This is a genomic window from Albibacterium sp. (genome assembly GCF_035514885.1).
Lineage (GTDB): Bacteria > Bacteroidota > Bacteroidia > Sphingobacteriales > Sphingobacteriaceae > Albibacterium.
On record NZ_DATJCH010000008.1, the window covers coordinates 16105 to 29382 of the forward strand.

General features: G+C 36.2%; 15 protein-coding genes. 8 read left to right on the forward strand and 7 right to left on the reverse strand.

Annotated features, from left to right (window positions below; translation table 11 throughout):
• Positions 1 to 32 precede the first annotated feature (32 nt).
• Positions 33 to 506: a ribonuclease H-like YkuK family protein gene (locus VL047_RS02285; RefSeq protein ID WP_325358110.1), complete on the forward strand. Its 474-nt coding sequence runs from the start codon at positions 33 to 35 to the stop codon at positions 504 to 506.
• A gap of 10 nt (positions 507 to 516) precedes the next feature.
• Here the strand turns inward: VL047_RS02285 and VL047_RS02290 are convergent, their stop codons facing one another.
• Genes VL047_RS02290 through VL047_RS02305 form a run of 4 tightly spaced genes read right to left on the reverse strand, consistent with a single transcriptional unit; the run spans position 517 to position 3816 of the window.
• On the reverse strand, positions 517 to 1584 hold the full coding sequence (locus tag VL047_RS02290; RefSeq protein ID WP_325358112.1) for an ABC transporter ATP-binding protein: 1068 nt from the start codon (positions 1582 to 1584) through the stop codon (positions 517 to 519).
• Between the two features lie 36 nt (positions 1585 to 1620).
• A complete protein-coding gene (locus VL047_RS02295) occupies positions 1621 to 2364 on the reverse strand; it encodes a hypothetical protein (protein WP_325358114.1) in 744 nt (247 codons plus the stop codon).
• Positions 2348 to 2896 carry an RNA polymerase sigma factor gene (locus tag VL047_RS02300; RefSeq protein WP_325358116.1) on the reverse strand — a complete coding sequence of 183 codons (549 nt, stop codon included), beginning with the start codon at positions 2894 to 2896 and terminating at the stop codon, positions 2348 to 2350. The genes VL047_RS02295 and VL047_RS02300 overlap by 17 nt, the downstream gene beginning before the upstream one ends.
• Positions 2897 to 2940: 44 nt before the next feature.
• Complete coding sequence (locus tag VL047_RS02305; RefSeq protein ID WP_325358118.1) at positions 2941 to 3816, reverse strand: outer membrane beta-barrel protein; 876 nt, start codon at positions 3814 to 3816, stop codon at positions 2941 to 2943.
• Between the two features lie 163 nt (positions 3817 to 3979).
• On the opposite strand from VL047_RS02305, the gene rfbA reads away from it, so the two are divergent.
• The 6 genes from rfbA (at position 3980) to VL047_RS02335 (ending at position 9176) form a co-directional block, all read left to right on the forward strand.
• Entirely contained in the window at positions 3980 to 4867 is an 888-nt protein-coding gene (gene rfbA / locus VL047_RS02310) for a glucose-1-phosphate thymidylyltransferase RfbA (RefSeq protein WP_325358200.1), read from the forward strand.
• On the forward strand, positions 4867 to 6003 hold the full coding sequence (gene gmd, locus VL047_RS02315; protein WP_325358120.1) for a GDP-mannose 4,6-dehydratase: 1137 nt from the start codon (positions 4867 to 4869) through the stop codon (positions 6001 to 6003). The genes rfbA and gmd overlap by 1 nt, the downstream gene beginning before the upstream one ends.
• Before the next feature lie 45 nt (positions 6004 to 6048).
• Positions 6049 to 6417, forward strand: a complete 369-nt coding sequence (gene folB / locus VL047_RS02320) for a dihydroneopterin aldolase (protein WP_325358122.1) — start codon at positions 6049 to 6051, stop codon at positions 6415 to 6417.
• 2 nt (positions 6418 to 6419) lie between these two features.
• The gene (locus VL047_RS02325) at positions 6420 to 7817 is read left to right on the forward strand and encodes an FAD-binding oxidoreductase (RefSeq protein ID WP_325358124.1); all 1398 of its coding nucleotides are present in this window, start codon (positions 6420 to 6422) and stop codon (positions 7815 to 7817) included.
• Between the two features lie 68 nt (positions 7818 to 7885).
• Entirely contained in the window at positions 7886 to 8758 is an 873-nt protein-coding gene (locus tag VL047_RS02330) for a pirin family protein (RefSeq protein WP_325358126.1), read from the forward strand.
• Between the two features lie 16 nt (positions 8759 to 8774).
• Complete coding sequence (locus VL047_RS02335; protein ID WP_325358128.1) at positions 8775 to 9176, forward strand: OsmC family protein; 402 nt, start codon at positions 8775 to 8777, stop codon at positions 9174 to 9176.
• Between the two features lie 154 nt (positions 9177 to 9330).
• Here the strand turns inward: VL047_RS02335 and VL047_RS02340 are convergent, their stop codons facing one another.
• The gene (locus VL047_RS02340; protein WP_325358130.1) at positions 9331 to 9975 is read right to left on the reverse strand and encodes a hypothetical protein; all 645 of its coding nucleotides are present in this window, start codon (positions 9973 to 9975) and stop codon (positions 9331 to 9333) included.
• A 294-nt stretch (positions 9976 to 10269) separates the two neighbouring features.
• Here VL047_RS02340 and VL047_RS02345 point away from each other — a divergent pair, with 294 nt between their 5' ends.
• Entirely contained in the window at positions 10270 to 10521 is a 252-nt protein-coding gene (locus VL047_RS02345) for a hypothetical protein (RefSeq protein ID WP_325358132.1), read from the forward strand.
• 25 nt (positions 10522 to 10546) lie between these two features.
• Here the strand turns inward: VL047_RS02345 and VL047_RS02350 are convergent, their stop codons facing one another.
• Together VL047_RS02350 and VL047_RS02355 are read right to left on the reverse strand one after the other, a co-directional pair.
• The gene (locus VL047_RS02350) at positions 10547 to 11347 is read right to left on the reverse strand and encodes a hypothetical protein (protein WP_325358134.1); all 801 of its coding nucleotides are present in this window, start codon (positions 11345 to 11347) and stop codon (positions 10547 to 10549) included.
• A gap of 277 nt (positions 11348 to 11624) precedes the next feature.
• Positions 11625 to 13145: an ATP-binding protein gene (locus VL047_RS02355; RefSeq protein ID WP_325358135.1), complete on the reverse strand. Its 1521-nt coding sequence runs from the start codon at positions 13143 to 13145 to the stop codon at positions 11625 to 11627.
• Positions 13146 to 13278 lie beyond the last annotated feature (133 nt).

The window sequence follows — 13278 nt, forward strand, 5'->3', positions numbered from 1 at the left end:
ATAAGCAGATAAAACCATTTAACACAAAACTTATGACTTGGAAAAAATTCAATGGCGAAGTGCTAAAACAAGATATTTTAAATGAGGTAAATAATGTAATTGTAAGAGAGCACGAGGTTGGAAACAAACTAAAAGTTTGCATTGGCACCGACTCTCAGGTTAAAGGGTTAGTTACAGATTTTGCCACAGTAATTGTTTTCTTAAGGGAGAAGAAAGGTGCTTTCATGTTTATACACCAGGAACGAACCAAAGAACGAATGAGCATTAAAAGAAGAATGCTATCCGAGGTACAGCGTTCTATTGGAGTTGCGTATGATTTATGCAGTATGCTGGATAAATACGATATCGAACTGGAAGTACACGCTGATATCAATACAGACCCTAAATTCAAGTCAAACCAGGCTTTGCACGAAGCAATGGGTTACATCTTGGGAATGGGGTTTGTATTTAAAGCAAAACCAGAAGCTTTTGCCAGTTCAGCTTGTGCCAATAAAATGGTTCAGTAATTAAGGAAGCTTATTTCAGACTAATACTGATAGACGAAGATTTCAATATTTGACAATTAACCCGGTCTCCCCTTTTCAACTGTCCATGCTTCATATGATACACACGAAGAGAAAGCTGCGGGTTATGAATAATCAATTCTTCATAGAAGCCTCTAAATAAGACCATTTTAACTTCAAAACGGCCTCTCTTGCTAGCTCTCACTTTAATCCATTCGGGGTGAATAGCAAAATGATCTCCTTCTTGCTGAACATTTAAAAACTTAGCTTGATCTGCACTCAATATATTACTCTTCGCCAGCATACGGGCTATATATTTGCTGGGCGGATTATTATAAAGAGCTACCGGGTCTCCAAAAGCAACCAAAGCTCCATCTTTCAAAATAACAAGTTGATTTGCCATTCCTAAAACTTCTGATGGGTCGTGCGAAACCAAGATTACAGAAAGATCGGTTTCTTCCACAATCTCCTTTAAATCTCGTTGCAATTCATCCCGGAATGCCGCATCTATTTGGTTAAACGGTTCATCCATCAGAAGCATTTTGGGTTGAGTAATTAATGCTCTGGCAATAGCTACACGCTGCTTCTCTCCACCACTCAAATCATTAATACGTTGATTCTTTAAATGATCAATCCGAAGTCGCTTTAAAGTAAGAAGTGTTTGTTTTTCTTTAAGATCCAGATCTTCGTTGCTAAGTTGTGAAGCAACATTATCATACACATTTGCGAAGGTATTCAAATCATCAAAATGCTGTGAAACCATGCGCATTGAAGGATGTCCTGGAATTAATTTATCTGCTGGTCCAATTACTCTCCACCCTTCAAAACGGACTTCACCGGCATCGGGCTCAAACAAGCCATAAATTAAACGAAGCAATGTGCTTTTTCCACTACCACTCTTACCTATAATAGCGGTTATCTCATTCTTATTTACCGAGAAACTGATCGACTTAAGGCCATCCGAATCTGGTTTATCAGAATATTTCCTTGATAAGTCGCTTACTACTAAAAGAGAAGAATCAGCAACGAATGTATCACCGGGTAAAAATTCACAGGAATCCTTTTTTGAGGAACTCGACATAATTGTTAAAATAATTTCCCCACGAAGGTAAGAATTTTACCTTTTCAACCCTATCTTAATAATGCCATGTTCTGTTTCCGTAAATTCAACTCTTTTACCTTCCCCAATTTTAATATTAGCAGCAACAAAGTTCAAGATCCCACTCACAATCCCCGACCGTTCTTCGGATTTAGTATCCATCTTATCTGCTCCTTGATTAAGAGAAGCTAAATACTTATCACTAACATCCAATGTTTCATTCAGAGAGGGTGTCGTACTCACTTCTTCAAGCGACACATCATCATTTTCAATCGGAGCATTTACCGCTATTAGTGGTTCTCTTTGAGAGTTCTTTTCTATTTTATTCTCCTTCAATAAAGGAGAATCTTGCAAAGGGTGCTTCCCTTCATCGTCATTCAAAACAGTTTCAATTACAGGATTAGACAGCTTCGTTATAGCAGGTTCCTTTTCTTTCTCAACATTCAAAGAATTCGTTTTATCAACTACTGGTTGCTTAATTACCGGCTCTTTCACGAGCGCTATCTCTTCAACAGTACCCTGCCCATTAAGAAAGATCTTTTCCTCTGGTCGAATTTGCCAAACCGTAAATCCAATAATAAGTAAGGCAGCAGCTATACTTATATAACGATAACGCTTTAAATCAAACACCTTAGCCCTAGCCTTTTCGGGTTGAATCTCCTTTTCAATAACAGACCATAAAGAAGGGGAAACTTCTTCCGAAAAATTCTCAAACTTCTTTCTAACCTGCCGATCAAAATCTTTATTACGATCTGATTCCATTTACTTCTCCTTCCATTATTTTAATCTTCTCCTGCAACCTCACTCTTGCTCTGGATAGTTGCGATTTTGAAGCACTCTCACTAATATTCAAGGCTTCAGCAATTTCTTTATGCGAGAATCCCTCGATAGCATACATATTAAATACCAATCGAAAACCGGGTGCCAATTCCTGAATCATTTTCAATAAATCCTTTACCTCCAAATTATCAATTTCAAAAAGCTGCGAATCAACTATCGCACTCTCCTTAACCTCATCAATATCCTGAAGAATAATACTTCTCCGAGATAACTCAATTGCCGTATTCACCATAATGCGCCGTACCCAACCTTCCAAAGACCCTTTGTTTGCAAACTGGTTAATATTTTTAAATACTTTTATAAAGCCCAGCTGTAAGATTTCTTCAGCCTCAAATTGAGAACTTGCATAACGCGAACAAATAGCCATCATTTTAGAAGAAAATGATCGGTAGAGCATTTCCTGTGCTTTCCGATCATTTAATCTACAGCCTTCTAAAAAGGACTCATTATTCATTTCTTCTTAAATGTCTTATCAATATTCTATTCAATCTTCCCGTATTAAAACATAAACATCAAACCAAAACTAAGGTTCTTTACATCTTTCTGATCCGGACTATCAACAAACATATCATTAAAATAATACTTGGTATAAACACCTACACTTCCATACCATACCCTGGCAAAGGCACCATATTTTACGGGTGCAAAGTTAAAGTCATCTTTAACCTTATGCTTTCCTTCCGCATCACTCTTCACCTTCTGACTTCCTTGCAATAGTATTCCGACCATTGGACCAGCCGCAACATTTAATCGTTTGGGCAAAGCACCCGACTTTGTGCTCAATTGAAAAGTTAATGGAATACGTAGGTAGCTGGAGGTAAACCTATTTTTACTATAGTCGATGTCTGATTCAACATAGCTTAAAGAAGCTGTATCTTCCAGAAATAAAATATCTTTTTTTAAACGAATATGCGTCCAGTCAAACCCTGCAGCAATTTGCATAGCAAACTGGTCTGTAAACTTATAACCCATCTTAAAAACATCGAAGCCTACATTAATCGTTTTCCAGGTCTTATAATCCAAAAACTCATTCGCTGGTGAAAGCTTAATCTTACCATTATCAAGTATCTTCGTTAAACCCAAATCGAAATGAGAAAATGTTAAACCGATATAAAAAGGCTCCTCCTTCTTAATCTCTTTTTTATCCTCTTTACTAACTGATAGTTTAACCGGCTTCCCTATCGAATCACTTCCATATTCAAAGATCAGCTTAAGACGTTTCTTTTGTCCTTCATTTTTTATTTCAACTATCGTACTGTCAGCGATAACACGCACAGTATCTGTTTTCCCTACTCGTATAACATGCTGGTTCTGAGCTTGTACCCCTGCAACAACGAATGCAATATTTAAAACTGTTAAGAGAAGTGATTTCATTTGATTCTTATTATGTAAATATTAAATTAAAACTTTTTAAGCGGAATTAAATCTTAAAGTACTATTATGTCAGATATTCCATTTTACTTAAGACGGTAGAATGACGGGAAAGGTTGCATGGAAAGGAAAATATTTTATACTTTTACTATTTAAATCGCATATTTTGAAAGGAATTATCTTAGCAGGAGGCTCAGGAACCCGCCTACACCCACTTACGTTAGCTGTCAGCAAGCAATTAATGCCTGTATACGACAAACCAATGATCTATTATCCATTATCAACCTTAATGCTGGCAGGGATTAATGAGATACTCATTATTTCAACACCTTATGACTTACCTAATTTTAAGAAATTACTAGGAGATGGTTCTAGTTTGGGTTGTTCATTTTCATATGCAGAACAATCTGTTCCCAACGGTTTAGCACAAGCTTTTGTTATCGGGAAAGAATTTATTGGAAATGATAAAGTAGCTTTAATCTTAGGAGATAATATCTTCCATGGTGACGGAATTGCAAACCTATTACAATCTAAAAAGGATGTAGATGGCGCCCTAATATTTGCATACCAGGTTTCAGATCCGGAGCGTTACGGTGTAGTAGAATTTGATCAGGATAATAAGGTAATTTCAATTGAGGAAAAACCAACTGAACCAAAATCCAACTATGCTGTTCCCGGACTCTATTTCTACGATAATTCAGTAATAGAAATTGCCGAAAACCTAAAACCATCTCCAAGGGGAGAATACGAAATTACCGATGTCAACAAAGCCTACCTCAAAGAGAATAGCTTAAGCGTTGGTATCTTTGGTCGGGGAACCGCTTGGCTCGACACCGGAACATTCACATCTTTGATGCAGGCAGGACAGTTTGTACAGGTAATTGAAGAAAGACAAGGTTTGAAAATCGGCTGTATAGAAGAAGTTGCCTACCGCATGAAATTCATTGATGCAAAACAATTAGAAAAAATAGCACAACCCTTAGTAAAAAGCGGTTACGGAAAGTATTTACTGGAAACCGTGCTAAAGCAAGGAAAAACATATAACCCTAATTAATGAAAACGGCTTTAATAACAGGTATAACCGGGCAAGACGGAGCATATTTAGCCGAATTCTTATTGAAAAAAGGCTATATCGTGCACGGTGTTAAACGCAGAAGTTCGCTCTTTAATACCGATCGTATTGATCACCTCTATCAAGATCCTCACGAAAAGAATCGCCATTTTACCTTGCATTATGGAGATCTGACAGATTCTACCAACCTGATTCGTATCGTTCAGGAAACACAGCCGGATGAAATTTATAATTTAGCCGCTCAAAGCCACGTTCAAGTAAGTTTTGATACACCGGAATATACAGCAAATGTAGATGGCTTAGGAATGCTTCGTCTTTTAGAAGCAGTTCGCATGTTGGGATTGAAAGATAAATGCCGGATTTATCAAGCATCAACGTCTGAGCTTTACGGCCTAGTACAGCAAGTTCCTCAAAGTGAAAGCACCCCATTTTACCCTCGTTCTCCTTATGCCGTGGCGAAATTATATGCTTATTGGATTACCGTAAACTACCGGGAAGCTTATAATATGTATGCCTGCAATGGCATTTTATTTAACCACGAAAGCCCTATTCGCGGCGAAACTTTTGTAACCCGTAAAATAACACGCGCGGTTAGTAAAATCGCATTAGGCTCACAAGATTGTTTATACTTAGGAAACCTTTCTGCACAACGCGACTGGGGGCATGCGAAAGATTATGTAGAAGCCATGTGGTTAATGCTTCAGCAAGAAAAAGCAGAAGACTATGTAATCGCGACCGGCGTAACCACTACTGTACGTGAGTTTGTTAAAAGAAGCTTTGAAGAGGTAGGAATCGAAATTGAGTTTGCAGGTAAAGGTAAAAACGAAAAAGGGGTAGTCATTGATTTCGACGAAACACAAATGGTATCTTTAGGTTTAGATCCTGAAACTGTAAAGATAGGACAAACGGTAGTTCGTGTGGATCCACGTTATTTCCGACCTACCGAGGTGGAGCTATTAATTGGTGACGCATCAAAAGCACTCAAGCAATTAGGGTGGAAACCTAAATACAGTTTGGATGCATTAATTCAAGACATGATGCACTCTGATTTAAAAGAGATGCAGAAAGAAGACTATCTGAAAAAGGGCGGTTTTAGCACCCTGAATTACTTCGAGTAAAGAAGATTCTCTATTTACATTTCGCAGTTGTTTTAATTCATCATTATGGGAAAAATCGTTCAAGTCAACTTAGAAGACCTTCGCTTTTATAGCTACCATGGCTTTTATCCGGAGGAGCAGATACTTGGGAACGAATATTTTGTAAATATTAAAACCTCCTTTGACGGTTCTAAATTAAAGGATGACGAACTTGAAAACACAGTAAATTACGAGCAACTATACTCCATTGCAACAATAGCAATGAAGAATCCAAGAAAGCTTTTGGAAACAGTTGCTGATGAAATACTGGAAAATATTAAACTAAAATTTCAGTATTTAACAAGTATCGAAGTTAGTATCTGCAAAGTAAATCCTCCATTCGGAGGAGATAAGGCTCATGCGAGAGCCGTTATAATATGGAATAAGAAAGATTAAAAATGGAATTCAATCCTATAACTCCTGAAATACTTGCTGAGATAATAAAAGTTACCGGCAGCGAACATACCTATTTCGAAAAAGAAGATCTATTTCGCTTTTCACATGATGAAACGGAGGACCTGCACTTCTATCCGGAGGTTGTAGCACTCCCCAAATCTGCCGAAGAAGTTTCTGAACTTGTAAAAATCTGCTCGATCAATCAAATTCCAATTACACCCAGAGGAGCAGGAACCAGTTTAAGCGGAGGTGCTCTGCCCCTTCATGGCGGATTGGTGATTTGCATGGAACGCATGAACAAGCTGATAGAGATCGATGAAAGAAACTTACAGGCAACAGTAGAAGCAGGACTGATAACTCAGCTTTTGATGACTGCAGTAGAAGAGAAAGGGTTGTTCTATCCAGTAGATCCGGCAAGTAAAGGTTCTTGTTTTATAGGAGGAAATGTTTCCCATAGCAGCGGTGGCCCCCAAGTAGTAAAATACGGCACCATTCGCGAATATATTTTGAATTTACAGGTTGTTTTACCTTCGGGCGAGATTATATGGACAGGCGCCAATACTCTTAAGTTCTCATCCGGATATAATTTAACGCAGTTGTTTATCGGGTCTGAGGGTACCTTAGGAATTGTAACCAAAATTGTAGTAAAACTAATCCCTAAACCAGCAGAGAACATGGTGATGCTCGCTTCTTTTCCAAGCAATGAATCAGCTTGTGAAGCAGTTTCTGCTGTTTTTCGAGCAGGCCAAACTCCCTCTTCCCTTGAATTTATTGAACGCAAAGGAATAGAATGGGTAAAAGAACATGACTCTATCAATTTCAATCTGGCAGACGGTGTTGAAGCTTTCTTACTGATACAGGTGGATGGAGATAACCAGGATTCTCTTTTTCAGCAATGTGAAAAAATAAACATCGTTCTGGAAGAGAATGGCTGCTCTGATGTTTTGCTGGCGGATACCACCAAACAAAAAGACGATCTTTGGAACATGAGACGACTTGTTGCTGTTTCTGTAAAATCCAATTCCATTTATAAGGAGGAAGATACCGTAGTTCCACGTGCAGAGTTACCCAAATTAATAAAGGGTATTAAAGAAATCGGCAAGAAATATGGGTTCGAATCAGTTTGTTATGGTCATGCCGGCGACGGAAACTTACATGTTAACATCATCAAATCTACCATGACGGATGAAGAATGGAATACCATTCTTCCCCATGGAATTACTGAAATCTTTAATCTGACGGTTGCTCTTGGTGGCACCATCTCGGGAGAACATGGTATTGGTTATGTCCAAAAAGGATACCTGCCTTTAAAGTTCTCTCCCACACACATCGATTTAATGAAAGGTATCAAACATGTATTCGATCCGAAAGGTATCATGAATCCAGGAAAGATATTCTAAGCATACCTCATTAGCTTCTATAATTACTTATATTATTCTTATTTTACATACATATTAAATAAAAGAATATGTCTAATATTGGATTAATTATCGAAGAACGAGCTGCTGATATCGGCAATTTTATGGTAGGCAGATTATTACCGTTTCGCAAGAAACGTGCGGTTGGCCCCTTTGTTTTTATTGACCATATGGGTCCAGCAGACTTAAAGGACTATCAAAACTTAGACGTACCTCCACATCCGCATATCGGCCTTTCAACTCTTACCTTTTTATTTGAAGGCGCTATCATGCACAGGGATAGTATCGGAACAGAAATAGAGATTACACCCGGAGCAGTAAATTGGATGACAGCAGGAAAAGGAGTTGTACACTCAGAGCGCACACCTGAAAGCCTGCGAACTTCGGATAAAAGACTGCATGGTTTACAAATATGGGTCGCCCTCCCGAAAGAATTAGAACAATCAGAGCCTTCTTTTGCACATATAGAGGCCAGCCAGATTCCTCAATGGGAACAAGATAACATCAGCATGAAGCTGATTGCCGGTGAAGCCTTCGGCCGGAAGTCGCCTGTTCCTGTTCACAGTCCCTTGTATTTCATAGAAATCAAGAATACAAAAGAAACACAAGTTAACATCGGAGATCACCTTTTCGGAGAAAGTGCTTTATATATTTTAGAAGGTGCGATAAAAAGTGAGGGTAATACCTATGGCGAGAAACAAATTCTAGTAGCAAAAGACAGTAAATTATGCCAGTTTGAGATGACTGAAAACACAACCATCTACATTTTTGGAGGAGAACCTTTCCCAGAAGAGCGTTTTATTTATTGGAACTTCGTGAACTCTGATAAAGCAATTATCGAAAAAGCAAAACAAGACTGGCAGGAACAAAAGTTCCCCAAAGTACCTAATGAAACAGATTTTGTACCCCTACCACAATTTTAAAATTCAACTTTAGAGCATGAACAACGTAACTGCAATAACAGGAAAAGAACACTATAAAACAATAATTAATTCAGCTACAAACAGTATTATCGCTGATGAACCAATTGCATTGGGAGGGCAGAATCTAGGTTTTTCGCCACAAGAACTTTTGGCAAGCTCACTTGCTTCTTGCACCTCGATTACCTTAATCATGTATACTAATCACAAAAAATGGGCGGTAGATGAAGTTAAAGTACATATCTCTCTAGAAAGAGATATAAAAACCAATCACACTGTTTTTCAACGAGAGATTCATGTTTCAGGGCAGCTTGATGAAAAACAAAGAAGTCGCCTAATATCTGTAGCAGATGCTTGTCCGATGCACAAGATATTGATGAATACGATAGATATCTATACGGAAGTAACCTTAGTTACTTAGTTACTTCTAACTTACACTTAACTCATTAATACCTTGCTTTACTCATTAGAGCTTTTAAAGAGCTATTCAAGCGGTATGTCAATGCTTTTTTAGCTAAAATAGCACAGATATAATGTATTAATTATTGATATAAAACAATGTAATGCTTAGTCTTTTATTTAGCTAAGCGGCGTTTTCTTTCTGTTTTTATTTCTTTTAATAGATTCGATATGAAATTTTCATTAAATACATTATTCTTTGTATCCATTACTATGTTCACAGGATCCATGTATTCAGTATGAAGGTAGCCTTCATTGTCAAATACTAATGTATATTCTACTTGAGATGATGGGGACGAATCGGCGTAATTAATTGTAGCTGTACAAGAGCACTTATTGGTTACTTTATCAAAAGAATTTGTAATGATATGTCGAAAAGATAAAAAGTCTACCTCAATATTCTCTGTTGCAAAAGCATAGAATATACTTTCATCTGCCATAATCATTCTGGTCTGTTCTGTTAAATATGCTTTAAAGTCGGACCTATATTCATCTAACCAATTGAATTTATTACCATCATAATCATCTATTGCAAGCTTTAAAGCCAGCTTTTCAACATAATTATACGTTATACCATCTTTCAACAAATTTATGCCATCAGGCATATCACAACTAATTTTTTCTTTTGTTTCACAGGAAACTAAAAAAAAGCAGGTAGCACTTATTATCAATAATTTGAAGTTTTTAATTATTTTAAAAAGGCATAAAAAACTATCTACTTTGTCATTTAGCTTCTTTCCTTCTTTTAGATTTGATCTCATGTTTTAATTTATTAGTAATTTTATCTATTTATTTCTCTATCAGCTCAAGTTCAACTTCTTCCTTTCCTAAGGCACTTCTACCGTGTTTTTAATATATGATTATAATGGTATAAAGATATGAGGAGACTCAGTCAAACGGTGTCAGCATAATAGACCATCTTAAAAAAGACTATCTTTATTTTGTAAAAAAGTTCTAGACCTAGACATCATATAGCCTACTCAATTCTTAATTTTATATACAAACAGGGAGGCTGAAAACTGAATAGAGTAAGCAGAAATAAAGAAATGAATAATATGGCAAATTTCTATTGTGAACATTGTGGATCAAAGTATTCAAGTGTAAGTAGTTTAACAAGTGGTACGTGCCCAAGACACCCAAACGGTCCTAGCAAAGGAAAGCACGAACTTTATGAGGGCAGTGAAAAGCCTCAGTATACATGCAAGTTTTGCGGATCAAAATATTCAAGTATAGTCAGCTTAACAAGTGGTACATGTTCAAGACACCCGAATGGTCCTAGCAAGGGAAAGCATACTCCTGCATTATAAGCATAGTAAATTTCATACATCCTATTTAGATCTGCGATAAATTCTTACAATCTATTTGTATAGAAGTGCTAATTAATGCAATATCCGGAATTCGATGCATGATGAGCCATTGTTCAAAGAGTTCACTCAATAGATAGCAATAGGGATCATCCAATACAGGCATACCTTCTGTCCACCAATCGAATTCCGGTGTATTAAATCTTTCTTTGAGGCCAATTATTCCTAATATATTACTAGAAAAGATCTGACTATGGATAGAATAGATGCTCTTTAACAGGTAAAAATCTAATGAAACTCTTATCGAATAATCCGTATCTTTCATCTTCTTCTCGATTTCTAAAGGATATATATAGTCAGATATTTTTCCCCAAATCTTCTGCTGCTCTAGCTTCAGAGTATCATTTAGTTTATTTAGTCTCGCAAGTTGTACCCGATTGAAGGATTGTAAGTAAGATTTTTCTTTATTTGGACGAACATAAAACAGAATCTGTTCCTTTATTCTTCTTAAATAAACTTCCATTATATGCAAACTCCAAACCGCCAAATGATCTTGTTCCTCGTGTTTTTTGCAATAATAACGGTAAGCTAGTATTCTCAAGCCTTTCAAGAAACTCTCCATCACAACTTGCATCGCTTCTTGTCTATCTTCAAAATGCTTGGCTAGGCCTTCAGCGATCTCAAGTAAGCGGGGCATATATTGAATCAAGAGTTGATTTTTTGCTATTTTACTTCCGGAATTTATTCGCTCTAATAATTCATACTCTTTAGGCAAGCAAAAGTGCTTCTCCAAAAATCCCTTAGTTATTACTCTACTCTTCTCATTCATTTTAGGATTTATTTTTCTCTTAAAAGTTGAAGTCAATTGAAACCGTTTGAGTGTCCAGTTACTTGTTATTAAAAATTTGCACCACTTTGACTACCCCTCCTGGCCTTGTTTCTTCAACGATGCTGCAAAATGTATGCTTATCATAGGGCATCTTATCAAACACAAGAGAATACCCGTTAGAGAACCATTTTTTATAAATAAGTTTTCCATTTATGTGTAGGAAAAACTGATTATCAATAATTTCTTTATGAAAGAACATGGATTTGAATTAAATTATTTACAATCTGAAACCTATTCCTTGTCGGGTCTTTTCACTTCCCCATTTTTCGTTTTCACATAATGCTCTCACACTTGTTATTGTAGGTTTGGCTCCTAATAACACTTCCTCCATTAAGCACTTACGAGCTATATTCTCCATTTCACCTCCGGAAAAATCAAATTGACTGGCAAGAGAGATTGCCTCTTCTTGATTAAGAAAATCTAGCTTATTTTGCCAAATTCGTGCGCCATTTTCAACGGTTGATTTGTCAAATCTTACTTTAAACAAAAATCTACGCTCAAAAGCATTATCAATATTTTCAATCAAATTTGTAGTGGCAAAAAGAATACCTTCAAAGCTTTCCATTTCCTCTAATAAGATGTTTTGTATTGCATTTTCTGTACTAGCGACATTGGAAGAATTTACTGCTTTACGTTTACTAATGAGTCCGTCAGCTTCATTAAAAAGCAGTATAGGGCAAAGCTTTTCTTTCTTCATCAGTATCTTGTATTGTGTAAAAATATCTTTTACAAGTTTTTGACTTTCACCAAACCACATCGATTTGGTCTCAGAAATGTCTACTTTATAAATACTTCTACCTGTTGCTTTTGCTAATTGATAAACACTTTCAGTCTTTCCTGTTCCTGGTAGGCCATACAATAATGTACAAAAACCAATAGGCATACCCTTTTTCATTAATCGCATTTGTAAAGAATCAAATTCTGCTGGATCTAACATTTTACCGATCATATTTATTAATTTCTCCTCTTCTGGATTATAAAAAAGAGCTTTATAATGAAGACTATCTGCGTCGATAATATTAGCCCCATTTTTATTGGCTTGGTTAATGGTAAGTTCTTCTTTTTCTTTTAAGAAATCCACCACTTGTTCTGTTATTTTTGATCTTAAATGATTATTAAACTCACCCATACTTATTTCAATTAGTCCTAGCTTTATCAGCTTGAAATTTCCAGTAGAAATAGCTTGGGTAATTTCTATAATCTTTGACTTTGATTCAAAATAATCTTTGACTGTACAATCAACACCTGTGACGAAATCATTGCTGTTGTTATTTAAACAATCCCATATACTATCCATTAGATAATACATCTCAAAGAAATCTAATTTGAAACCTTTCATCCACTGAATAAATGGCAATCTAGAATTCTGTTCAAGTAAGTTATCAAACTCTTCTAAAAAATCGTAATGGTCAAGGATTCTATCATCTTTCTCATCACTTAATTGATCGAATTCTCCTAATACATCTATTAAACAAACAGGTACTTGTGGCTTTATTAAAAGTTCGTTATTTTGTGAAATAGATTTCAAGATTTCTTTAGGCAATGTAAATCTTAGATTTCTTTCATCATGTCGACTTTGATGACTTCTGGCTAGATACCCCAATTTATAAAGTACTTCGATATCCCTTTCATAATGAAGCAATTCATATGTTTTTAACTTAAAATGAGTGAAAACATTCTGCCAGCTACTATTATCAAATCCTTTAATTACTGCATTTGCAAATAATAAGCTTTGCATGGGGCTAACTTGTAAATAATTGGCTAATAAAGACAGTTCTGTCTTTAACAACTCGAAAAGTTCAGGCTTTAATTTAGATTTTTCTGAAATGATCGTTATTAATTCAATTGTTTCTAATACATTAAATTTTGCC

What these genes read in the sequence shown, in the direction of transcription:
- VL047_RS02285 (WP_325358110.1), top strand. Translation starts at nt 33, where the DNA reads ATGACTTGGAAAAAATTCAATGGCGAAGTGCTAAAACAAGATATTTTA.
- VL047_RS02290 (WP_325358112.1), bottom strand. Translation starts at nt 1,584, where the DNA reads ATGTCGAGTTCCTCAAAAAAGGATTCCTGTGAATTTTTACCCGGTGAT.
- VL047_RS02295 (WP_325358114.1), bottom strand. Translation starts at nt 2,364, where the DNA reads ATGGAATCAGATCGTAATAAAGATTTTGATCGGCAGGTTAGAAAGAAG.
- VL047_RS02300 (WP_325358116.1), bottom strand. Translation starts at nt 2,896, where the DNA reads ATGAATAATGAGTCCTTTTTAGAAGGCTGTAGATTAAATGATCGGAAA.
- VL047_RS02305 (WP_325358118.1), bottom strand. Translation starts at nt 3,816, where the DNA reads ATGAAATCACTTCTCTTAACAGTTTTAAATATTGCATTCGTTGTTGCA.
- gmd (WP_325358120.1), top strand. Translation starts at nt 4,867, where the DNA reads ATGAAAACGGCTTTAATAACAGGTATAACCGGGCAAGACGGAGCATAT.
- folB (WP_325358122.1), top strand. Translation starts at nt 6,049, where the DNA reads ATGGGAAAAATCGTTCAAGTCAACTTAGAAGACCTTCGCTTTTATAGC.
- VL047_RS02325 (WP_325358124.1), top strand. Translation starts at nt 6,420, where the DNA reads ATGGAATTCAATCCTATAACTCCTGAAATACTTGCTGAGATAATAAAA.
- VL047_RS02330 (WP_325358126.1), top strand. Translation starts at nt 7,886, where the DNA reads ATGTCTAATATTGGATTAATTATCGAAGAACGAGCTGCTGATATCGGC.
- VL047_RS02335 (WP_325358128.1), top strand. Translation starts at nt 8,775, where the DNA reads ATGAACAACGTAACTGCAATAACAGGAAAAGAACACTATAAAACAATA.
- VL047_RS02340 (WP_325358130.1), bottom strand. Translation starts at nt 9,975, where the DNA reads ATGAGATCAAATCTAAAAGAAGGAAAGAAGCTAAATGACAAAGTAGAT.
- VL047_RS02345 (WP_325358132.1), top strand. Translation starts at nt 10,270, where the DNA reads ATGGCAAATTTCTATTGTGAACATTGTGGATCAAAGTATTCAAGTGTA.
- VL047_RS02350 (WP_325358134.1), bottom strand. Translation starts at nt 11,347, where the DNA reads ATGAATGAGAAGAGTAGAGTAATAACTAAGGGATTTTTGGAGAAGCAC.
- VL047_RS02355 (WP_325358135.1), bottom strand. Translation starts at nt 13,145, where the DNA reads ATGCAAAGCTTATTATTTGCAAATGCAGTAATTAAAGGATTTGATAAT.